The following is a 22,227-nucleotide window of genomic DNA, read 5'->3' on the forward strand; positions in this document are numbered from 1 at the left end:
AAAGAGATGAAGCTATACGCTAATGTAATCGGAGAAGGGAGACCGTTTTTAATTCTCCATGGTTTTTTAGGAATGAGTGATAACTGGAAAACGCTGGGAAAACATTTTTCTGCAGAAGGCTATCAGGTGCATCTAATAGATCAACGAAACCATGGAAGAAGCTTTCATAGTGATGTTTTTAGTTATAAGGTGATGGCAGAAGATGTCAAGATGTATTGTGATGCGAATGATTTAAGTGATGTGGTCTTATTAGGGCATTCTATGGGAGGGAAAGTAGCGATGCAGTTAGGGGTTACTTATCCCGAGTTGATTAATAAATTGATTATTGCAGATATCGGTCCCAAGTATTATCCACTTCACCATCAGGATATATTAGATGGGTTACAGTCATTAGATTTCGAGACTTTACAAACAAGAGGAGCAGTAGATAAAGAACTAAGTAGCTATGTTAGTGATCCTGGAGTTCGAATGTTTCTTATGAAAAATTTGTACTGGAAAGAAAAAGGACGATTAGGTTTGCGTATAAATCTGGATGCTTTGGTCAAAAATGTATCAGAAATAGGAAAGCCTCTTGATGAAAACGAACAATATAAGCAAGAAGTATTGTTTCTTAAAGGGGATCGTTCTAATTATATTCAGGAAAGAGATAAAGAAAATATTCTAAAACAGTTTCCTGCGGCTGTTTTCGGGGAAATCTCTAACGCAGGACATTGGCTTCATGCTGAAAACCCTAAAGAGTTTATGGTCAATGTGTTGAAATTTGTTAAAAATTGACATAAAAATACTATGTACGCATAATATTTTAGTTAAATCGTTGGATTATTCGTAATTTCCTTTAAATTTGAAATGTGAATATTACCAAATCCTTATAAAATAAATTAATTCTTTTTTTTATTATGAAAAAACTTTTATCATTAATTCTATTCATATTAGTGACAGTGGTCACGTATGCGGGTGGATATAGAGTGAGTATTCAAGGACAGAGAGCGTTAGCTATGGGGCATACGGGTGTCGCAGTAGTTAATAGTGCTGAGCTGGTGTTTTTTAACCCGGCAGGTCTTGTGTACTTGGAGAGTAAAATAAATGTTAGTGCTGGAGCTAATGCCGTTTTCGGTCAGGTAGCGTTCCAGAATGAGCTTACTGGTATTTCATCAGAGACAGATAATCCGGTAGGTACCCCATTAGAATTATATGGTTCTTATAAAGTCAATGATTGGATGACATTGGGATTAGGAGTGTATACTCCATATGGTAGTGAAGTAGTTTGGCCTACCGATTGGGCAGGTTCTCATTTAGTGAATAATATAGAACTTGCAGCCATATATATTCAACCGATCGTTTCTTTTAAGCTTTCGGATGTATTTAGTATTGGAGGAGGACCAATATTTGTAACTGGTTCTGTTAATTTTAACAGGAATTTATCCAGAACACTGGCAGATATCGATGGGAATCGTTCGAATGTTACACTGGATGATTCTGGTGTTAGTAACTGGGGATGGAGTATTGGAGCAATGTTTAATCCATCAGAACGCCTTCGGGTAGGATTCAATTATAGAAGTGAAATTATTATTAAAGCAGAAGGAGGAGAGGCGACATTCAGTAATGTTCCGAACTCTCCAGGAGTTCCGTTTTCTAATGGGACGACTACTTTCGATGCCAACCTGCCTTTACCGGCAGAATTAACTGTTGGAGTTTCTTATCAGTTAAATAAAAAATGGTTATTTGCCTTTGATTATAACCGACAGTATTGGAGTGTTTATAAATCATTAGATATTGATTTCGGTAATACGCCTACGGGACCTGACTCCAGAAACCTGAGAAATTATAAAAATTCATCTGTTTACAGATTTGGGACTCAATATGAAGCAACTCCAAAAATTACATTGAGAGCAGGGTACTATTATGATGAAACACCAGTTCGTCCTGGGTTCTTTGCGCCAGAGACTCCACGTAATGATTCACAAGGATTCACAGGTGGGTTGAGTTTTGCGGTTACTCCAAAATTAGCAATTGATGCTTCTTTTCTTTACCTGAGATTTTCAGAAGTAGAAGCTTCTTATGATTATGCGACAGAATCTAATGGACAATTTTCTTCTTTTGGAGGAACGTATAAATCAAGTGTTTTTTCACCAGGTTTGGGAGTAACATATAAATTGTAATAGCAGAAAGAGTAGGTCTCTTTTTCTGTAATAAAAATATAATCAGATGAAAAATAACATAAAATATATCACATTACTGGCATTAGGAATGATTGCTTGTGAGCCAGAATTTGAAAATCCTATTGATGAATCAGGGAATTATGAAAGTGGAGAAGCGAATTTTTCTAATTATGTGGCACTGGGGAACTCTTTAACAGCAGGGTTTGCAGATGGAGCTTTGTATATTACAGGGCAGGAAAATTCGTATCCTAATATCTTGGCTCAGCAATTTAAATCTGCAGGAGGAGGTGAGTTTACTCAGCCTTTGATGAGTGATAATGCAGGTGGAGCATTGTTGTCTGGGACTCAGATTTTGGACAATCGTTTCGTGTTAGCTTTTGGAGCTGATGGTAGTCCTAAGCCGGCGATTTATACAGGGGCAGCACCAACAACTGAGATATCAAACAACTTAGGGAATACTTTTAATAATATGGGGGTTCCGGGAGCAAAGAGCTACCATTTAGTAGCCCCAGGTTATGGAAATGTAGCAGGGGTGCCTGCAGGGACAGCAAATCCGTATTTCGCAAGGTTCGCTTCTTCTGCTACTACAACAGTAATAGCAGATGCAGTAGCACAAAACGCTACATTCTTTAGTCTTTGGATAGGTAATAATGATGTATTGAGTTATGCTACTTCTGGAGGAGAAGGAGAGGATCATAATACAACAGGAAATCTGGATCCAGCTACTTATGGAAGTCAGGATATTACCAATTCTAATGTTTTTGCCGGGGTGTATAGTCAATTAGTAGATGCTATGCTGGCAGGAGGAGCAAAAGGAGTATTGTTGAGTCTGCCTAGTGTGACATCAATTCCTTATTTTACTACTGTTCCTTATAACCCTGTTCCGATGGATGCGACTACAGCTGCGGGAGCAAATTTAGCCTATGCGCAGTATAATGGAGGTCTTCAGCAAGCGCTTGCTGCCTTGGCAGGAACTGGTTTATTAACAGAAGAAGAAGTGGCAAGAAGAACAATTACCTTTGTAGAAGGTCAGAATGCAGTAGTAATTGAGGATGAAGATCTGACAGATTTAGGGGCGATTAACCCTGCATTTGCAGCACTTCCTAAATTGAGGCAAGCAACAGCAGAAGATTTGTTGGTGCTTCCTGCTAGCTCGATTATCGGAACCTTGGCAGATCCTAATACACCAACATCTGTTATTGGAGTTGGGGTTGCGTTAGAAGATAAGTGGGTGCTGACACCAGAAGAGCAAACAGCGATTAGTACAGCACAATCTGCCTATAATCTTACAATAAAAGGAATAGCTGATGCTAAAGGTTTGGCATTTTATGATGCAGCAGCAGACTTAGAAAAAGTGGCTACAGTAGGAATTCCTTATGACGGAGGTGTGGTAACTTCTGAGTTTGTTAGAGGTGGAGGTTTTTCTCTGGATGGAGTACATCCAACTCCTAGAGGGCACGCTATTATAGCAAATGGAATCATGAATGCACTAAAAACTACCTATAATGCTAACTTGCCCAAAGTAAGACCGGGAGATTATGGTACGGTAACATTGAGTAATGATGTAAACTAAAGCTGAGGATAATAAATAAAAATATAAAAGACCTACTATGATTACATAGTAGGTCTTTTTTGTTACTTTTAATTTACATTGTACCGTTTCATTTTTGGTGTAAAGTTGAAATGGTAGCGCTGTGATTCCTGAAAATGACCCCTTATCTGGTGCAATAGGAGTAAAGGTTTTGTGAATAATTTTACTAAAAAAAATAGAAACGTGAATTTGATTTTAAAGATTATGTTAAGTGCCGTTGCAGTACTTATTTTAGCGAAGGTGCTTCCTGGAGTGGCAGTAGATAATTATATAAGCTCTCTTTTGGTAGCAGCTGTTTTGGCATTATTGAATACTTTTTTAAAACCCATATTGGTCGTGTTGACCCTTCCGGCAACAATTCTTACACTGGGGCTTTTTTTGCTGGTGATTAATGCTGCAATTATTTTATTAGCTGATGAGTTTGTTTCGGGTTTCACCGTAGATGGGTGGTTATGGGCCTTGATTTTTAGTGTTTTATTAGCTGTATTTCAGTCAATATTACATTCTGTTTTGAAAAAAGATTAAAGATATCTGTTTTTCAGAAAGTTAAAACTTTGTAGTGAGTTAAAAAAGTATTACTTTTGCAACCCGATTTTTAGTACTTAAAAGTAGAGATAATGAATATTTCAAAAGAGCAATTAGACGAATTAAATGCTGTAGTAACTGTAGATATCGCAAAAAGCGATTATAGTGATAAGGTTGAGAAAATCTTAAAAGATTATCGCAAAAACGCTAATATACCAGGTTTTAGAAAAGGTCATGTACCAATGGGATTGGTGAAAAAACAGTATGGAAAAGCTGTTTTGGTAGATGAGGTAAATAAGCTGTTGCAAGAATCATTGAATAAATATCTCACAGAAGAAAAACTAGACGTGCTAGGAAACCCATTGCCCAAGGAACAAGAGAATTTTGATTGGGATGCCGAAGACTACTCTTTTGAATTTGAATTAGGATTAGCTCCTAAATTTGATGTGAAATTCAATGGTAAAAAAGCCATTACACACTATAAGATTGTTGCTTCTGATGAAATGATCGATAATCAGGTAACAACGATTCAAAAACAATATGGGAAGTTAACCTCTAAAGAAGAAGCAGACAAGAATTCTTTAGTAAGAGGAACTTTTGTGAATGAAGAAAAAGAAATTAATAAAGAAACGACTGTTTCTTTAGATAAGATAAAAGGAAAGAGAAACCTAGATAAATTTGTGGGGTCTAAAGTTGGAGATGTATTGTCATTGAAAACAAAAGGATTATTTACAGATGAGCATGATTTGATAAGTGCTTTAGGAGTTTCTCATGACGAAGGACATGGATTAGAAACTGAAGTAACTTTTACGATTTCTGAAATCAATGAACAAGAATTAGCAGATTTGGATCAGGAGTTGTTTGATAAAGTTTACGGAGAAGGGAATGTAAAGACAGTTACTGAGTTAAAAGATAAAATCAAAGAAGACGCAGAGCGTCAGTTTGAGCAACAATCAGATAGCCGTTTGTTAAATGACATTACTGAGAGTGTTTTAGAGAATACTAAATTCGACTTGCCGGTAACATTTTTGCAAAAGTGGATTCGAGTAACAGGAGAGAAACCTTTGACGGAAGATGAGGCAAAAGATGAATATGAAAAGAGTGAAAAAGGATTGCGTTATCAGTTAATAGAAGGAAAAGTAATCAATGATAATAACCTACAGGTAACCTTTGAAGAGTTAAAAGGTTTTGCAAAAGATCTTATCAAAGGACAGATGGCACAATTTGGTCAGACAAATCCTGAAGATAAAGAGTTAGACGATATTGCAGCCAGAATTTTATCAAATCAGGATGAGGTAAAAAGAATCTCTGATCAGTTAATGAGTCAAAAATTATTAACCTTTTATAAGGAGAATGTAAAACTAAAGACGAAAGAAATTAGTTTTGATGACTATGTAAAAGAGGTGTATAAGTAAAAAAACTGCTTATAAATAAAGGAATTTATACTTATATTTAAGGCGTTGAACTATCAAAAGTTGACGCCTTTTTTATTTAAATAAAAAATTCAAAAAAAAATATATGGATTACGGTAAAGAATTCGAAAAATTTGCTACTAAACATCAGGGAATTAATAGCAACTATTATAATCAGATTATAAGTAGTATGTATCCTATGGGGATGACACCAAATATTATTGAAGAACGTCAGATGAATGTGGCGATTTTTGATGTGTTTTCTCGTTTGATGATGGATCGCATTATCTTTTTAGGAACAGGTATTAATGATCAGGTGGCGAATATAATTCAGGCACAATTATTATTCTTGGAGAGTGTGGATTCTGCCAAGGATATCCAGATATACATTAACTCTCCGGGAGGAAGTGTATATGCAGGATTAGGAATCTATGATACAATGCAGTTTATTAAGCCAGATGTAGCGACTATCTGTACAGGTATGGCAGCTTCTATGGGAGCGGTATTATTATGTGCAGGAGAGAAAGGAAAAAGATCTGGATTGCCACATAGTAGAGTGATGATACATCAGCCATTAGGAGGAGCACAAGGTCAGGCTAGTGATATTGAAATTACAGCAAGAGAAATCTTGATCCTAAAAGATGAGTTATATAATATTATTGCTAAACATTCCGGGCAGCCATTCGATAAGGTGTATGAAGATAGTGATAGAGATTATTGGATGAAGGCAGATAAAGCACTGGAATATGGAATGATCGATGAAATTTTAACAAGAGAATGATTTTAACACTTCAGATGTATGATTGTTATAAAAGTACAGCATACATCTGAAGCAGTTTTTTAGAAATAGAAAATACAAATTATGGCGAAAGAAGACTTAGAGTGCTCTTTTTGTGGAAGAAAGAAACCTGAAACCAATTTGTTAATAGCAGGATTGGATGCGCACATCTGTGATAGATGTATTGTTCAGGCTCATGGGATTGTACTGGAGGAGACAAAAGAAGAAGATAATGGAGAGTTGAGTAATGAGTTGATGCTACGGAAACCCATGGCAATTAAAAAGTTTTTGGACGAGTACGTAATAGGTCAGGGCTTTACAAAGAAAATAATGTCTGTAGCAGTATATAATCATTACAAACGATTATTGCAGCCACAAACTGAAGATGATATTGAAATTCAGAAAAGTAATATCATTATGGTTGGGCAGACAGGAACAGGAAAGACTCTGATAGCAAAAACAATTGCTAAAATGCTTAATGTTCCTTTGGCGATCGTTGATGCTACTGTTTTGACAGAAGCGGGATATGTAGGAGAAGATGTAGAGAGTATTCTTACCAGACTTTTACAGGCAGCAGATTATAATCTGGAGAAAGCACAAAAAGGAATCGTTTTTATTGATGAGATTGATAAGATTGCCAGAAAAAGTGATAATCCAAGTATCACCAGAGATGTATCAGGAGAAGGTGTGCAGCAAGCGTTATTGAAACTGTTAGAAGGGACAATCGTCAATGTTCCGCCAAAAGGAGGAAGAAAACATCCGGATCAAAAATTCATTGAGGTAAATACAGAGAATATTCTGTTTATTGCTGGAGGTGCTTTTGATGGGATTGAAAAAATTATTCAGAAACGATTAAATATGCAGGCTATGGGATTCAGCGCTTCTAAAAGTGAAGATACCATAGAAAAAGATAATTTATTGCAGTATATCATTCCAAAAGATTTAAAAGATTTTGGACTGATTCCTGAAATCATCGGACGTCTTCCTGTACTATCATACATGAACCCGTTAGATGCAAAGACGCTGAGGGCTATTCTGACCGAGCCTAAAAATGCAATCATCAAGCAATATAAGAAGCTTTTTGAAATGGATGATATTGCGTTTTCTATTACTGATAAAGCGTTGGATTATATTGTAGAGAAAGCCATAGAGTATAAATTGGGAGCCAGAGGACTTCGATCTTTATGTGAAGCAATCCTTACAGATGCGATGTATGAGTTACCAGAAAGCGAAGAAAAAGAATTCGAGGTGACGGAAGAGTACGCAGCTCAAAAACTCAATAAGTCAACTATTAATAAATTAAAAGCAGTGTCTTAGAGCCTGTTTAAGTATTAGTAGCTAGCTTATAATAAAAACATAAAAAAGCTCTTATTGCTAATTAGTAATAAGAGCTTTTTTTATTTGAGCAAAAAAAGGTTTTTTTAGGGTATCTCGAGAATATATTTATATTCAAGTAGTACTATTTGCTTATAAACTAGGTTTTGCTGTATGATTGTGTGTTTTGTCAGTGTGTGATAAGAAAGCTTACAATAAAACTAAATAAGCTCCTAAATAAGATGTGTTTGTGTAAGAAATGAAGTTATGGATAAGAATAGATAGTGAAATAACCAAATAACTTCTCTATTAGTAATTGTGCAGTTAGTTAGTAGTCCGTCTGAGTTGGCTGATCTTCTTCAGAATATAATATTAAGCTTTTTGCTTTAGAAATGATCTCTTCTGTGCTTTTGATAGCTACACCTTTACTGTTTCTTAATTCGATATCGAAACCATTTTTATCAATTAGTGCTTCATAAAAAGCAACTCTAGAAGTCTCGCTATAGCATATATTTTCATCTTCAGATACATCAAAAGCCTTTGCTTTAGTGTTAGAGGTTGACTTGCTCTGTTTAGAAATAGTGTTCGTGGTGTTTTGAAATTTAGCAGATGTATTCGCCTGTTGCCCGAAAGTGATGATGGTGAAGAATGTGAAAATTAAGTTAAGAAATAAGTTTTTCATAATGTTGGGGCTTGGGTTAATCTTTTAACTATCTGGAAACAAATTTAATATGAAAAAATAGAATCAAGAACCTTTTTTTTAATTTTTAGACTAATAGATGCGTTTGTTCGATGAACAACACAAAATGTGCTTAAAAACTATAAATTTAACACCTATTTAATACGGTTAAACCGTAAAATAAAGGCAAAATATGCAATATTTTTACGTTAAAAACGTCAATTTCAGCTTTTTGTGTATGGTTGATTCAGAGGTTGTTACTGCCTTGTATTGAGTTCTAAGAGCTCTTCTATATACGTTCGTTTATTCGATAGACGAGGTATTTTATGCTGCCCCCCTAACTTGTCCTTTTTTTGAAGCCAATCGTGGAATAAGTTTTTCCTGGCAGTACGGATTTGAAGTATATTTAAGGTAGTGTTATTGTATCTTTTGGCTTCGTAGTCACTATTTACCTGTTGTAAATTCTGATCCAGAATCGCTGCAAATTCAGAAATATCTTTAGGAGGTGTCTTGAATTCTATAATCCATTCATGGGCTCCTTTTTCCTTACCTTTCATAAAAATCGGAGCGACGGTGTAGTCAACTACTTCACTCGCTGTAACTTTAGAAGTTAAACTCAAGGCCTTTTCTGTGTTTTCGATAATTAATTCCTCTCCAAACACATTAATGTGGTGTTTGGTACGACCAGATATTTTGATGCGATACGGAGTGATTGAAGTAAAGCGTACTGTATCTCCAATTTGGTATCTCCATAGCCCAGCGTTGGTTGTGATTACAATAGCATAGTTCTTGCCAATTTCAACCTCGCTAAGTGGAATTATTATTTGTTGATCAGTTCCGTAGGTATCCATAGGAATAAACTCGTAGAAGATACCGTAATCAAGCATGAGTAATAACTCTGAAGAGTAATTTCTGTCCTGTATTGCAAAAAAGCCTTCAGAGGCATTATAGATTTCATAGTATTTAAAAGAATCCCGGGGAAGAATTTTTTGATATTGATCCCTGTATGGATCAAAGCTGACACCTCCATGGAAATATACCTCGAGATTCTTCCAGATTTCTAATAGGTTTTCCTGTTGTTGGGTCTCCAGTACTTTGTTTAGTAAGACGAGCATCCAGGAAGGAACTCCTGCAAGACTAGTTACATTCTCCTGGATAGTTTCCTGTACAATGGCTTCCATTTTGATTTTCCAGTCATTCATCAGAGAAACTTCATTACTGGGCGTAGAGCTAAATTCAGCCCACAAGGGCATATTGTCAATAATGATGGCAGATAAGTCACCATAAGAAGTGCCATTTTGTTTGTTTAGTTTTTTGCTTCCTCCCAATCGAAGACTCTTTCCTGTAAAAAGCATAGAGTTTTCATTATTGTTCAGATACATACAGAGTAAATCTTTTCCGGCAGCGTAATGACAATCTTCCAGAGATTCCTGACTTACAGGAATAAATTTACTCTTGGCACTGGTAGTTCCACTGGATTTAGCGAACCACTTAATAGGTCGTGGCCAAAATATATTGTGCTCTCCTGATCGGGATCTTTCAATAAGAGGTTCATATTCCTCATAAGTTTTTATAGGAACCCGTTCTTTAAAAGTTTCATAACTGGTAATCGAAGCAAAATCATATGCCTTTCCTACCTCGGTGTTTTTTGCAACTTCCAGTAAATTGTGTAATAACTCGTGTTGTACTTCATTGGGATACTTTAAGAAAAGCTCCATTTGGTGAAAACGCTTTTTAAGAAACCAGCTGGCAATAGAGTTAACTAGAGGTATTGGCATTTTTTGATGTATATTTAGGCTGAATTTTTACCCTGGAGATACAAACTGTTCAAGTATCTCAATAAGGAACTAAAATAATAAAAATAATAACATTCCATTACGGGATTAGTGATATAACATGACTTTTTATGCAATATAAAGGAGTACTTACTAAAATGCAGACAGAGATTGCAGACCCCATTCAGTATTACCTGGTTTTTGAATCAGATTTTATCCATATGAATCAATTGTTAGATAAAACATTGACTATTTCGTTAGAAGGATACCAATGTCTGGCATGTGGCTTGGAAAAGAAGATTTTCAGACAGGGATTTTGCTATGATGATTTTTATAAACAACCTCAGGTAGGAGATTGGGTTATGCGTCCCGAATTAAGTAAAGCACATTTGGGGATAGAAGATCGTGATCTGGAGTATGAAAAAAAAGTACAACTACAACCTCATATTGTATACCTGGCAAATTCTAGTAATGTAAAGGTAGGAGTAACCAGAAAATCTCAGGTTCCCACCCGATGGATAGATCAGGGAGCTCATGAGGCAATAGAAATAGTAGAGGTTCCTAATCGATACCTGGCAGGAATTACAGAAGTTGCCCTCAAAGAACATGTGGCCGATAAGACTAATTGGAGAAAAATGCTGAAAAATGATATTGAGGATGAAAAACTTATTGATTACAGAGAGCGCTTAAAGCCATTTATACCTGAAGAAGCAAAGGAATATTTTATAGAGACCAATACAGAGACAGCATTGCACTTTCCTGTATTGCAATATCCGACGAAAGTAAAAAGTCTTAACCTTGAGAAAACTCCGCACTATACTGGAGTGCTAAAAGGGATTAAAGGACAGTACCTTATCTTCGAAGATGATACAGTGTTTAATATCAGGAATAATGAAGGAACTGTTGTCGCTTTATCAATTCAGTAATTGAATTAAATGTTTATCTTACAGAAATAGAAAAAGCTGCTCAAGAAGAGCAGCTTTTTTTATTTATAAGTGCTTTTTCTATTTCTTAATAAAACTAGCAGTATGTGTGCTACCAGAAACATGTATTTTGATCATGTATAATCCTGGTTTTAAGTGTTCCACAGGAATTGTTTTTTCAAAATTTCCTTGTTGAACAGTTTTACCACTTAAGTCTAGAATAGAATATGAAGTAGCAGTAGTTCGTTTAGCAGCAAGCTGAATTTGAATATGGTTGATTGCCGGATTCGGGTACAATGACATAGCAGCCGTTAGCGTTTCTTTTGCTACATCTGTACGTTCTAAAATAACAGTTTCTTCTGTTTCTGTACTTTCTCTTGCGCCACCTACACAGAAGTTTTTAGTTTCAGAAGCACCAAAGTTCCCTCCACTAGCCAGGGTTTGTCCATTTTGGTCTGTAAGTGTATAAGAACCATTTCCATAACTACAACAGATGCCGTCTCCATAGGAATCCTTAAATGTCAGACTATAACAACCAGCATCCAGGTTTTCAGAAACGCTGATAGAAGAACCATCAGGTTCTGATCCGTAAGTTCCTCCAGATGCGACAACCTGACCTGCACTGTTTTTGATATCCCAGCTTGTTTCTTCTGGGTAATTATCCAGAGTGATTGCCAATGTTACTTTGTACTGATTACCTCCAGAGGAGTCTGTAGATAGTTTGAAATTATCAATAGCCATATCTCCTTGCCAGGTAGTACCACTAACTCCGTTGAATCGCAGTTTTACAACCTTTCCAAGGTAGCTAGCCAAGTTAACAGAAGCATTGTTCCAGGCATTTCCTTGATTCCCGGATTTGGACCAGATTGAATTCCAGGTTTTCCCATCATCAATACTAGCTTCTAGTTGTAAACTTCCCATAGTATTAGCTCCATACATATGATAAGCAAAGCTCAAGGAAGCTGTATTTTTCCCTTTAAGGTCAAAACAAGGGGATGTTAAAATAGCTTTTTTGTTTGGATAGTTAGGGGAAGATGTCTCCATGTATACGTAATGGCTTCCTGCATTAGCAGCACTAGGTCCTGTGTCTCTGGATGGAGTTGCTCCTGTTTGCACTGACCAGTTAAAGTCATCTGTAGTGCTTTGTGCCCAATTACCAATAGTGTTTTCAAAACTTTGCACATAAGGGAAACTATTAACTGTAGTTTTGCAATCGTCTATAGGAGTTCCCCCATTGTCTACTCCACAGTTAGGCATTCTATTTCCAATTTTGGCAATAATTGCATCGCTTCGTCCATATGATCCGTTAGGGCACCCTCCTGTATTGTGGATGGCTACAACCAAGTGAGAGTCATACTTGATAACAGGAGATCCTGAACTTCCTCCTTCAGTATCTGCATAGTAACGTACTGTTTGCCCTCCGGAATTTGATACAGCGTAGACTCTGGAGAATCCATTCGTATCTCCATCCCGGTCTGATTTTACAGAAATTTCTTTTCTTCTTCCTCCAGGGTGTTGCGGAATATAGATACGGTCTCCTTTTGCCGGAGCCACTGAACTCAGACTGAGATATCCATATTTTTGTGTTGGATTTACGGGAAGTTTTAATAAAGTAAAATCCAGCCCGGAATCTGTCATGATAAAGCTGGCCGAGGTAGCAACAGTTTCACTGGTTGCATTCGCAGAACCACTACAGCCATCTTTCCTGTAATTAAAGATAACATCTACGTTTTGAGCAGCAGAGGCACTACCAATACAGTGATTATTAGTCATTAGATTTCCTTCACATCCTAATAGCCATCCCGTACAAAGACTACGACCTCCAATGATCAGTTTACTTACAGCTTCTCCTTTGGCAAACATTTCGGTACCCTGATAACATGCAATAGGTTCTTTGTTATCACTATTGCAAATTGATTTTTGACCTAGAATTTTTTCTAATTTTTCGGAAGTATATCCATATGCAACCTTAGTAATATCAAACCCATAGTGCTTATCGGATTGCCCAAAGCTGTATAGTGTAACAATGATTTTATCTTCGAAAATAGCTTGTGTCCAGAAATCACTGATCATAGTCATCTGTTCATCAATGATTTTTCCTTTTTGTCCGTAGATTTTCGTTTCACCATTGTTAGGACTATATATTTCTACATAATCCCCGGGTGCCAGATCAAAATTCTTAAAGTATAGTTTTACATAAGAAGCCTTGGCAGAGTAAAATTCTTTTTGATAGAGAATTTGTTTTCCGGATTTTGCTGTTGTATACGGGTGCGAAGTCGATTCATCGAGTTTAAATTCATCTGCAATGATCATGGGTTTTTGCGCGTAATCTTCTTTGGGATTTTGTGCAGAAATTGTGACAGTCATGAGCATGACTATCAAAAGCAAATAGTTTTTCATTTTTTAGTGAGTTTGTAGATTATTAGTATAGTAAAAAATGATTCTATTACTTTTTTTCCGAACTGATAGTGTATTCCCCCAAATACAAGACAGGTGCAGCCATACGCTGTCTTTTACATATCGATATGACCAGAAAAAATAGCATGCTCTTTTTTTTCCAGCCCAACAAATCTATCATAATGTTTTGAGAAATAAAAATATAATGTATTGATTTTTAGTTGTTTTTGGTTGTTTTAGGAGGAGTGGAAGTCGCTTTTCTTGACGTAATTAAAAGAATCATAAGTAAGTGTTTAGCCTAGTTGTTACAAGGGATAGCTAGCGATGAAAGAAGTGCATTTTTTCCAGAATCGTTTACATTTTGTTAAAATCAAAAAAACTTTTACAAGTTTTTATAGATTAGCCGCTTGGGATATTCGGATGCTTGTATCCGGAAAGGGGAAAATATTTGAAACATCTACTTATGAACAGGTCGACTTAGATAGGTGTTGTACGCTTTTTATTTTAGTGATCTTCTCTATAGAGATAATTGAAAGTATTGTAGCATGAATTTATCTTCTTGATAGCAAGTGTCTCAACAACAGTTTTGTCAATATATACCGTAGTTACATGATACATGAAATAAAAAAGTTTTTACTACTTATTAATCTTCAAACCATTATTATATCAGGCTTGGCAGTATTGTCTACAGCCTTGTGTATTTATTTTAAATTCGAGGCAGAATTTCCATTAACACTGGTAGCTACCTCTATCATTTTTCCGATTGTTTTTTCTATAGGAGGAGCGTATAAGCGCAGAGAAGCAGCCTTAAGAGAATACGCAGCAATCAAAGGGTATTTACGAGCAATTTATTTTGTGTCCAGAGATTGGTTAGAGACTCCGAAACCAGAGAATATAGCTAAGATGAATCAGATTATTTATGACTTTTTTAATAATTTCAGAATTATGTTTACCAGCTCTAAATCTGAACTTATGGAGAATGAAAAAAAGGTATATGATAGTTTTTCTGATTTTTCATTGTATATAAAACATGAACTAAGAGGAGAAGGACTTTCATCAGGAGAATGTTCCAGAACGAACCAATACTTACAAAAAATGATGATTTCGTTCGAATCAATTAAGCATATCTATCAATATAGAACTCCTAGGACATTACGCGCATTTAGCTCGTTATTCATAAAAGTACTTCCAGTTGTGTATGGACCATATTTTGCATATAAGGCAGAAGATATGTCATGGGGGTTAGAGTTTGTAATTCCAATTTTACTAACAATGATTCTTGTGAGTTTAGAGAATATACAAGAGCATATGGAAAACCCTTTTGATCAGGTAGGAGAAGATGATATTAAATTCAATGTAGAGAAATTTATGCAGCGATTAGAACACCAGTCCTCAGATGATTAGTACCTGTGTATGAAGTTAGGAAAATTCATATTTGTTATAAGATATGTGATCCCGGAGGAAGCCTATGAAGTACTTGTTTAAAGTTGACTTTTGGTTTCAGGGAATCCTCCGGAGTGTCAAAACATCACTTGATACATAAAATAGTATTGAGGTAATTCTTTTTTATAATGGTTTTGGTTATAGGGTAATACACTATGTTATTCAAAAATTAATACAGGACTAAAACCGTATCCTTTTTGGTTATTGTCTGCAAAGTGAATTTTGTAGAATACAGAACCGTCTGTGGTACGAACAACATGACCAATTCGTGCCATAGGAACAATAATACATTGGTCTTGATGATGCGCAGTCATAAATCGGAGTTCAATTATTTTTTCTTGTCCGTCATCCGTCTTGAATGTTGTATAAGCTATTTTTTTCTGAGCAATATATTGATGAGTGATTCCTTGTAACTCGGTAGCAGTTGCAGGTGAAGGAGATAAGAAAAGTCCTTTTCCGGCTGCTCCCCATTTGTGTTTCCATACAAAATCTTTGTATTCTAGTACCCCTTTCTCAAAAAGCGGGAGTACTTCCGTAAGTTCAAAACAAGGAGGGTTGAATGGATGTTTGATATAGGGGGATAAACGTTTTGATATATCAAACTGTTTACTGGGGTGATTTATAAATTTTAAGTGGTCATATCGACAATCAAACCTAAACTTCCAGCTTTCTTCATCTACCGGGTAATGTTGATCAAAAATAGCATCCGAAAGTAAAATTCTATTATAAAGTCGATGAATAGAGCTCGGAGAACTACTTCCCGGAGTTTGATGGTATAGACGATTTTCAGATTCAAAAATATCATTTCTGTCGGCAAGTTTTACGGAGATATCCAGTTCTTTTTGAGTAGCGAAAAACTCAAAATTAGTTTTTTGCGAATGGAGATTAATATCTGTAAGATACACCTCTTCCTGATGTCGTCCTCCAAGAATTCGTTGGTATATTTTTTTGAACTCTTCCCAGGTGGTAGAAGCGCTATCTGCAAAAATCGAAATATCCGGATTTTCTATTTTTTGTGCGAGAAAGCGATTAAGTCTGGCAGCACTGATAGGGTAGGTGGCTACTGCCTGAAATTCGATGTTGTGTAATCCGATATCAGAAACTGCCAGATCGAAACTTCCAAAGGAGAATCCATTGCCGTTTTTTTCCTGTGCCAGAAGGTTTCTGGGTACAGGTTTAAAACCAGGAGGGAGCTGATGTTGTGGGAATCGCCCTTCTGTCAGTTTATGCTGCATCTCTCTGATAAAAGATACGAAGTCATTAGCCAGCTTTCTGGAAATACCAACAAAATAATTGGCAATCCGCATATTGCCTCCGTTTTCTTCTCCATTAGAAAACTGATAGTCTTTAGAAAAATTAGTGACCATTTCCGTATAAACTTCCTCTGGAATTCGCTGTAAAAAAATATCCTGATTCGGGTGTTCGGTTTTTTGTATTTCATTAAGTTGTTCTGTCTTTATCATAATCAAACGGTATTAAGAGAAGTATTTAAAAAAGAATTACTGTGTTTAAGGTATTGATGCCATTCAGCTTGTTTGGGGGTAGGAAATGCGTAATGAGATAAGAATGCCGACATGCCTCCATGATGCATTAGGGCTAGGGCAATATCTGCCGGACTCTCTAATGTTTTAATACGATTATACAGAGGCTGTAGGAATTGTTCCTCCTGTTGACCTCGTTGTAATAATCCTATATATGCAATAGTGAGCACTTCTTTAATAATGCCGATCATATCATGAGAAGATTTTTTTAGAGCCATTCCGTGTTTAATAGCCTCCATTCGGAATTGCTTCCATTCTTGTAGTGATAAGCGCTGCATAAGTATTTTAGCAGCATCTATATTCTCAATGAGTCCCAAAGTAAGAGCAGCAGAAGTAAGTGTTTCTCCAGGAGGTTGTTGGCAGCACATTCGACTTTCTACAGTTCCGTATTTAGGGACGAGTCGCGCATTGAACCAACTAAAAGGAACAATGTGATGCAGGTCTTCGGGCTGTGGGGTGATGGGGATTTCTTTTTTATTTAGAGCGCGTCCTATAGCGACTCCTTTTTGTTGGTAATAAGTATTGAAATTTGTTTTGTTGATAACCTGATAGTAGGTGCCATCTCGGGGAATAAGTAAGGTAGAAATCTGACATAGGTGTTCCAGGTAGTCAGAAAGAGAAGTAAATTTTGGGGGTATACCAAGCTGTTGTGACAGGTTAGGAAAAGCATATTTCCATAATAGTTCTCGGTTTGCTTTATATTGGTCAGTATGTTGGTTATTCCAGATAGGGGAATTTGCTTGCATAGCAATAAGAGGACCTGAAAATGCATTTAATATATTAACAGCATCAATGGCTTCTGTTTCATTTACTTTGATATGGCATTGATTAGAAGCTGTAATGGCTAAATGGTCTGAGTCAAACCCTTTTGTAGGCGGTATGAAGTTGTGATATGAAAAATGCTTAAAAAAAAGATATCGTTCTTTAGGCATGACCAACTCATGACCAGGAGTGGCACATGGTTGTATTCCATAGCCGATTATATAACATTGATGTTTGAGCAGAAAAGGAAGTATATGATGAAGGATTTTGGTTAAGCGTGTTTCCAATTGATACAATGTATGTTGCGGGGCAAGTACAATCTCGAGAATGCTATAACCTACATCAGTCGTAATACTGTCTTGATAAAAGGCGGTAGAGGATGGCGAAGCTGCCATTTTTGTAGCAGTACAATAAAAACCAGTAAAAGAATCTCTTTCTAGCAGGAAACCTGCTTTTTCTAGATGGATAAAAAGCCTTTGAATTAGTGAAAAAGGGGGGGCTTCCCCTTTATGAGTTACAATTGGGAATTCACATTCAATTCCAATAGTACGGGGCGTTGGGGTAGGGCAAGTAAATTTTTTTACGAATTCTCGGTATAGTTGGTTGGTCATTCTGGTTGGTTTTAAGAAAGGAAAAACGCATGCATTTTTCCAATTGGTTTAGTAGTCAATACGCAAAGAAAGATACAAGGAGTTCCTGTAGATTGAAAATATTATTTTTCAACAGTCTTTTAATAAAAAAATAGAAGCTTGGTTATGAGTCGATTATTGATAGCAGGTTGGTTTTTAGCGTATTAATTTTGCTTTTTTACAATAATCTTTGCGGTTCAAAAAATGATAAAATTGATTTTTTGATATTGAGAATCTACATAAAGATAAAAAAAAAGAAAGTAGATATACAATAAAAGCTACCAAAATTAGGTAGCTTTTATTATATATTTTTATGAGTTTTATCAAAGGTTAATGATTAGGTAGTACATCTCCTGTATGTGCATTTAGACATTGGTCACAATCATTAAAATTAATTCGGGTTCTTTTGATACGCCCGTTTATTTCCTGTTTGATGAAGAGTTGCTTTTTTCCTTCTATGATTTCCAAATAACAATCTCCGGTGAGGAGCTCTCTGGAATAGCCTATGTTAGAAACACAGCTGGGGTTGTAAAAATTGCTACTACAATGGTAAGGCGTATTCTGATTAGTGCTATTTCCGGTTGTTGTCAGATCTATTAGTTCAGAAACTATTTCTTCAGGGGAATGAGTGAAATTATCAAGACAAATGATTTCGGTATTTATTAGAAGACGGTATCCATTAGAGGTAATAGTTCCTTTTAGGTCTTCCAGATACCCTTGAGTAATTCGCTCAGCAGGAAGTGCCCAAAAATAATGAGCAGTTTCGCTATTGTAATTTTTTACAGGATGACCATAATTTACACCTACAGCCCCTGTTGTTTTGACGTTAGATTTAAAAGAGAATCTCGCTTCTTCTTTGATGTTGAGAAAGGTGACTTTTAATACAGATCGAGGAGGGACAATAACGTTTTGAAATTCCTGACCTGTAGCGAATATGTTAACTTCTTCACTTCCTCTGATTTGCTTAAAGCCTATTTTGAGTCCTACAGTGGCAGTAATTTCTCCTTCTGCAATCATTTTGATCCCTGTACTGAATGTGGCAGAGGTCTTTAATTCGAACGCTTGTTCATATTCGTTGACCCAGCTGATTTTTGATTTTTTTTGCTGAGTAGCATATACTCGTGTTGCTAATGCTTGATTACTGGTATTGATAAAATATTGAATCGTATGAGTGTCTTCTTTAATTGTTCTGGAGAGTTCCTTGATATGAGGAGGGTTGATATCTATAGTAGGGCGAAGGTTTAGCTGTTGAGATACATTCGGGACAGGGATGTAATCCGAAGTGTTTTCTGTATATCCCCAGTAATCGATAGCTTCTGTCTTGTTAAATGAAATAGCATCAGGAACCACACCATCAGCTGAGGTGAACAGGTTAAATAAAGCAGTGCGTTTAGGGGAGGATTGGGTATTGTACAATTTATCGACGATTGCTCGTGAAAGTGGAGTAGAAACAGTGCTTTTTGCTATTTTGGCATTTCTTTTTAAAAAAGGGAGGTCCCCGGAATTGAAAGATGTAAAAGTTTCCTGTTGTAACATTGTTTCTAAAGAAGAATACCCTTTTTTGATATGAAGGGGAGTTGTTGTTTCTACATTGTTTTTAGTAAGGTGGTCTTCTTGTTCATTCTGACAAGAAAAGAATACAATCGTGGCGGATATAATGTATGTGAATGGGGTCGTAATAATATTTTTCATGAGATGATTTTGTGCCATGTTAGATATGATTTAAGGAATTAGATATCACTATTAGTAATGAGAGTGATAATAAAAACAGGATCATTAGTTGAAAATAAGAAAAACAGTATAACCTAAAAAAGTAACGGTTATACTGTTTTTTGTTTGAGAGAGTTATTTCTTTATACAATGCGTTATTTGTTTGTGCCTTGGTAGTTTATTGTTTCGATAGATCGATGATTTTACCGATAGCATCCTCTGCATTAAATTCGTCATAGGAGATTACATCAATCTGAGTCGCTAACATATATCCTTCAGTTTCAATATACCCTTTGTTATTTTCTATAAAACCATCAGTGATTCTACTGGCAGGTAATCCCCAAAAATAATGGGCAGTACTCGAATTGTTGTTTCGTACAGGGTGACCGTAATTAAGTCCTACCATTCCATTCATGGATACTCCGGATTCAAAACTCCATTTAGCAGTTTGTTTTAATTCGATATACGTGACTTTTAATACGGACCTTGGTTGTACTGAAATCCCTCTAACTTCTAACCCATTACGAGAAATAAAAGTTTCTTCTTTTCCACGGATCTGTTTAAAGCCAATTTTTGCACTGGCGGTTACTTTAATTTTTCCTTCTGCTATCATTTTAATACCAGTAGTGAAAGAAGCTTCTGCTCCTACAGTAAACTCTTGAGTGTATTCATTAGTAACAGTGATTTTGGATTGAGTTTCCTGATATTGATCCAGTTTAGCAGATAAGATTTGGTCTGTTTTATTTATCAAATATGCTACTCGATGGTTTCCGATATCATTTAAAGAAGATCGAGATTCAAGTTTTAGAGTTGGAGGATTTATCTGGGTGTAGGCTTTTAGCCCAAGTCGATGAGAGACGCTTGGAATAGGTAAATAATCAGACTCATCATCCGTATATCCCCACCAGTCAACTCCTTCAGTTTTATTAAAAGAGATTCCATCCGGTTCATATCCGTCATCCGAGGTGAATAAACGTAGTAATTGTTGTCGTTTTCTGGTTGATTTGGTGTTCCATAGCTTGTCGACGATGGCTCTTGTTAGTGGTTGCTTGATTGGAGCAGTAGTGCTCTTTTCTGATGACTGGTTTTCAGTGTTTGAGGATGTAAATACAGGAAGGTAAGTTCCGTCCTTTAGTTTTTCAGCGATAGTACTGGAGTCTTGTGAAATTTCTTTATTCTGTATCTCAAGTGTGTCTTCTTCTGTTTGGCATCCGATAATAACAATACTGATTAATACTGCTGTAACTACCCTTAGATAGGAGCTATATCCTATTGATTTGGAATTGCTTTTTTTGATAGGCATAAAGTTGTGTTTTTTTTGTTAATAATTGGTTACCTGTATGTTAAGCGCTTACAACAAATAATCATGTCTAACTAATGAAAAAAACAAACGTTATTTTGTGTGTTAACAAAGTGTATAGGATAAATAATATGGAGAAAAGAGTTGTTTTTTCAAGGGGATTTGTTTTTTATGTGCTGATAATTAGTAGTTTATTTTTTTATGAATGTTTTGTGGTGAAAATGACTGCTTTCAAAACTTTAACATGATAAGGGGGAGATACTGTTAATAAATTAACAGTGACATGCTCATTTTTTTTAAATAAAAGGAGATTTAACACAGGAAAAGAGTTATACATTTTAAAGGTAAACCGTATATAAATAACAATTTATATACGATAAAATAATATATAAATAACAGATTGTTGTTGGGTGATAGTTTAAAGAGGTGTTAGATGAAAAAAAAACAGTTCTCCGAATCAGGAGAACTGTTTAGGTGTAAAAAAGGGGTAGAGAATAATTTATTCTTTGATATCAAAAAGCTCCTTGATTTCTTTATATGACATTTGGGTGTACTTTTTTCTTTTGGAGCCTCCTTCTGTATCTTGTACAGTATGCCCTCCAGGGATGATTACATATCTAAAATCACTGAAAAAAGTATACACTCTGCTTTCTCCATTGAGGGAATTTACCCGTATTTGTAAACTATAGTAACTACCGTTATCGGATTCAAAAAGAGCAAATCCATAGTACTCTTCCTGTGGAGCATGAATATAGGGGAGCTGATAGACTGTATTGTCATTTCGTTTGCCATAAACAAGTATCACATCTGTATTCGTATTGACTTCACTAGTGTCTATGGTTGCGAGTCCTTGTGCATTTTGAGAAGAAGCATTAGGATTGAGAAAATTTCTGCTAATCCAGTCAGAGTAGATGACATTAGCGGTTCCGGGATCTCCCTGATCTCCTTTTATACCTTGCTCTCCTTGTATTCCCTGATCTCCCTGGGGACCTTGTGGTCCGAGATCTCCATCTTCTCCCGAACACCCGGTAAAACACCCTCCCAAACCTATCAAGGTGCTTATCATAACCAATACTACCATTTTTCTTGTTTTCATCTTTTTTAGTTTTTGATGTTGTTAGAATACAAACCTATTATAGCTAATAAGAATACAGGTGTTACTTTTTTGATTTTCAATAATTAAGGACTTATTTCTGTGTGAATAAGAGAAGGAAATGATATTTTGAAAGGTAGCATTTAAAAAGAAAGGGTAGCATATTTATATGACAAAGCCTTGTAACAGAAGTACA

Annotated in this window: 17 protein-coding genes; 9 read left to right on the top strand and 8 right to left on the bottom strand. The window is 35.9% G+C overall.

Translation table 11 applies throughout. The features are described 5' to 3' along the window. Positions 1-6 precede the first annotated feature (6 nt). The 7 genes from HN014_RS09740 (at position 7) to clpX (ending at position 7,782) form a co-directional block, all read left to right on the top strand. A complete protein-coding gene (locus HN014_RS09740; protein ID WP_176028693.1) occupies positions 7-774 on the top strand; it encodes an alpha/beta fold hydrolase in 768 nt (255 codons plus the stop codon). A 122-nt stretch (positions 775-896) separates the two neighbouring features. Continuing rightward, positions 897-2,159 (top strand): OmpP1/FadL family transporter, encoded by a 1,263-nt coding sequence (locus HN014_RS09745; RefSeq protein ID WP_176028694.1) that lies wholly within the window; start codon positions 897-899, stop codon positions 2,157-2,159. Between the two features lie 46 nt (positions 2,160-2,205). Continuing rightward, positions 2,206-3,732, top strand: coding sequence for an SGNH/GDSL hydrolase family protein (locus HN014_RS09750; RefSeq protein ID WP_176028695.1), 1,527 nt, complete (start codon positions 2,206-2,208; stop codon positions 3,730-3,732). 201 nt (positions 3,733-3,933) lie between these two features. Then, the gene (locus tag HN014_RS09755) at positions 3,934-4,275 is read left to right on the top strand and encodes a phage holin family protein (protein ID WP_176028696.1); all 342 of its coding nucleotides are present in this window, start codon (positions 3,934-3,936) and stop codon (positions 4,273-4,275) included. 92 nt (positions 4,276-4,367) lie between these two features. Beyond that, positions 4,368-5,690, top strand: coding sequence for a trigger factor (tig, locus tag HN014_RS09760; protein WP_176028697.1), 1,323 nt, complete (start codon positions 4,368-4,370; stop codon positions 5,688-5,690). Between the two features lie 103 nt (positions 5,691-5,793). Continuing rightward, on the top strand, positions 5,794-6,468 hold the full coding sequence (clpP, locus tag HN014_RS09765) for an ATP-dependent Clp endopeptidase proteolytic subunit ClpP (protein WP_176028698.1): 675 nt from the start codon (positions 5,794-5,796) through the stop codon (positions 6,466-6,468). 81 nt (positions 6,469-6,549) lie between these two features. Beyond that, a complete protein-coding gene (gene clpX / locus HN014_RS09770) occupies positions 6,550-7,782 on the top strand; it encodes an ATP-dependent Clp protease ATP-binding subunit ClpX (RefSeq protein ID WP_176028699.1) in 1,233 nt (410 codons plus the stop codon). A gap of 325 nt (positions 7,783-8,107) precedes the next feature. Here the strand turns inward: clpX and HN014_RS09775 are convergent, their stop codons facing one another. Both HN014_RS09775 and HN014_RS09780 read right to left on the bottom strand, forming a co-directional pair. Next, positions 8,108-8,461 carry a hypothetical protein gene (locus HN014_RS09775; protein WP_176028700.1) on the bottom strand — a complete coding sequence of 118 codons (354 nt, stop codon included), beginning with the start codon at positions 8,459-8,461 and terminating at the stop codon, positions 8,108-8,110. Between the two features lie 254 nt (positions 8,462-8,715). After that, positions 8,716-10,236 (bottom strand): GH3 auxin-responsive promoter family protein, encoded by a 1,521-nt coding sequence (locus tag HN014_RS09780; RefSeq protein ID WP_176028701.1) that lies wholly within the window; start codon positions 10,234-10,236, stop codon positions 8,716-8,718. Positions 10,237-10,364: 128 nt separating this feature from the next. Between HN014_RS09780 and HN014_RS09785 the strand changes: the two genes are divergently transcribed. Then, on the top strand, positions 10,365-11,159 hold the full coding sequence (locus HN014_RS09785; RefSeq protein ID WP_176028702.1) for a DUF2797 domain-containing protein: 795 nt from the start codon (positions 10,365-10,367) through the stop codon (positions 11,157-11,159). Between the two features lie 78 nt (positions 11,160-11,237). Here HN014_RS09785 and HN014_RS09790 read toward each other — a convergent pair whose 3' ends face one another. Continuing rightward, complete coding sequence (locus HN014_RS09790) at positions 11,238-13,556, bottom strand: trypsin-like peptidase domain-containing protein (RefSeq protein ID WP_176028703.1); 2,319 nt, start codon at positions 13,554-13,556, stop codon at positions 11,238-11,240. Positions 13,557-14,162: 606 nt separating this feature from the next. Here HN014_RS09790 and HN014_RS09795 point away from each other — a divergent pair. Further along, positions 14,163-14,957 (top strand): hypothetical protein, encoded by a 795-nt coding sequence (locus HN014_RS09795; RefSeq protein WP_176028704.1) that lies wholly within the window; start codon positions 14,163-14,165, stop codon positions 14,955-14,957. Between the two features lie 197 nt (positions 14,958-15,154). On the opposite strand, the gene HN014_RS09800 is transcribed toward HN014_RS09795, so the two are convergent. The 5 genes from HN014_RS09800 to HN014_RS09820 form a co-directional block, all read right to left on the bottom strand. Next, the gene (locus tag HN014_RS09800; protein WP_176028705.1) at positions 15,155-16,459 is read right to left on the bottom strand and encodes a hypothetical protein; all 1,305 of its coding nucleotides are present in this window, start codon (positions 16,457-16,459) and stop codon (positions 15,155-15,157) included. Positions 16,460-16,461: 2 nt separating this feature from the next. Then, positions 16,462-17,910 carry a glutamate-cysteine ligase family protein gene (locus HN014_RS09805; protein WP_176028706.1) on the bottom strand — a complete coding sequence of 483 codons (1,449 nt, stop codon included), beginning with the start codon at positions 17,908-17,910 and terminating at the stop codon, positions 16,462-16,464. Positions 17,911-18,258: 348 nt separating this feature from the next. After that, complete coding sequence (locus HN014_RS09810; protein ID WP_176028707.1) at positions 18,259-19,620, bottom strand: hypothetical protein; 1,362 nt, start codon at positions 19,618-19,620, stop codon at positions 18,259-18,261. Between the two features lie 196 nt (positions 19,621-19,816). After that, positions 19,817-20,941, bottom strand: a complete 1,125-nt coding sequence (locus HN014_RS09815; protein WP_176028708.1) for a hypothetical protein — start codon at positions 20,939-20,941, stop codon at positions 19,817-19,819. Positions 20,942-21,437: 496 nt separating this feature from the next. Further along, positions 21,438-22,034, bottom strand: a complete 597-nt coding sequence (locus tag HN014_RS09820) for a collagen-like protein (RefSeq protein WP_176028709.1) — start codon at positions 22,032-22,034, stop codon at positions 21,438-21,440. Between the last annotated feature and the right edge of the window lie 193 nt (positions 22,035-22,227).

It is taken from the genome of Aquimarina sp. TRL1 (genome assembly GCF_013365535.1).
Lineage (GTDB): Bacteria > Bacteroidota > Bacteroidia > Flavobacteriales > Flavobacteriaceae > Aquimarina > Aquimarina hainanensis.

Bases quoted from the DNA above. Each gene is read 5' to 3' on its own strand.
- HN014_RS09775 (WP_176028700.1), bottom strand. From the start codon at position 8,461: ATGAAAAACTTATTTCTTAACTTAATTTTCACATTCTTCACCATCATC.
- clpX (WP_176028699.1), top strand. From the start codon at position 6,550: ATGGCGAAAGAAGACTTAGAGTGCTCTTTTTGTGGAAGAAAGAAACCT.
- HN014_RS09790 (WP_176028703.1), bottom strand. From the start codon at position 13,556: ATGAAAAACTATTTGCTTTTGATAGTCATGCTCATGACTGTCACAATT.
- HN014_RS09740 (WP_176028693.1), top strand. From the start codon at position 7: ATGAAGCTATACGCTAATGTAATCGGAGAAGGGAGACCGTTTTTAATT.
- HN014_RS09785 (WP_176028702.1), top strand. From the start codon at position 10,365: ATGCAATATAAAGGAGTACTTACTAAAATGCAGACAGAGATTGCAGAC.
- clpP (WP_176028698.1), top strand. From the start codon at position 5,794: ATGGATTACGGTAAAGAATTCGAAAAATTTGCTACTAAACATCAGGGA.
- HN014_RS09800 (WP_176028705.1), bottom strand. From the start codon at position 16,459: ATGATAAAGACAGAACAACTTAATGAAATACAAAAAACCGAACACCCG.
- HN014_RS09745 (WP_176028694.1), top strand. From the start codon at position 897: ATGAAAAAACTTTTATCATTAATTCTATTCATATTAGTGACAGTGGTC.
- HN014_RS09810 (WP_176028707.1), bottom strand. From the start codon at position 19,620: ATGAAAAATATTATTACGACCCCATTCACATACATTATATCCGCCACG.
- tig (WP_176028697.1), top strand. From the start codon at position 4,368: ATGAATATTTCAAAAGAGCAATTAGACGAATTAAATGCTGTAGTAACT.
- HN014_RS09780 (WP_176028701.1), bottom strand. From the start codon at position 10,236: ATGCCAATACCTCTAGTTAACTCTATTGCCAGCTGGTTTCTTAAAAAG.
- HN014_RS09820 (WP_176028709.1), bottom strand. From the start codon at position 22,034: ATGAAAACAAGAAAAATGGTAGTATTGGTTATGATAAGCACCTTGATA.
- HN014_RS09815 (WP_176028708.1), bottom strand. From the start codon at position 20,941: ATGCCTATCAAAAAAAGCAATTCCAAATCAATAGGATATAGCTCCTAT.
- HN014_RS09805 (WP_176028706.1), bottom strand. From the start codon at position 17,910: ATGACCAACCAACTATACCGAGAATTCGTAAAAAAATTTACTTGCCCT.
- HN014_RS09750 (WP_176028695.1), top strand. From the start codon at position 2,206: ATGAAAAATAACATAAAATATATCACATTACTGGCATTAGGAATGATT.
- HN014_RS09795 (WP_176028704.1), top strand. From the start codon at position 14,163: ATGATACATGAAATAAAAAAGTTTTTACTACTTATTAATCTTCAAACC.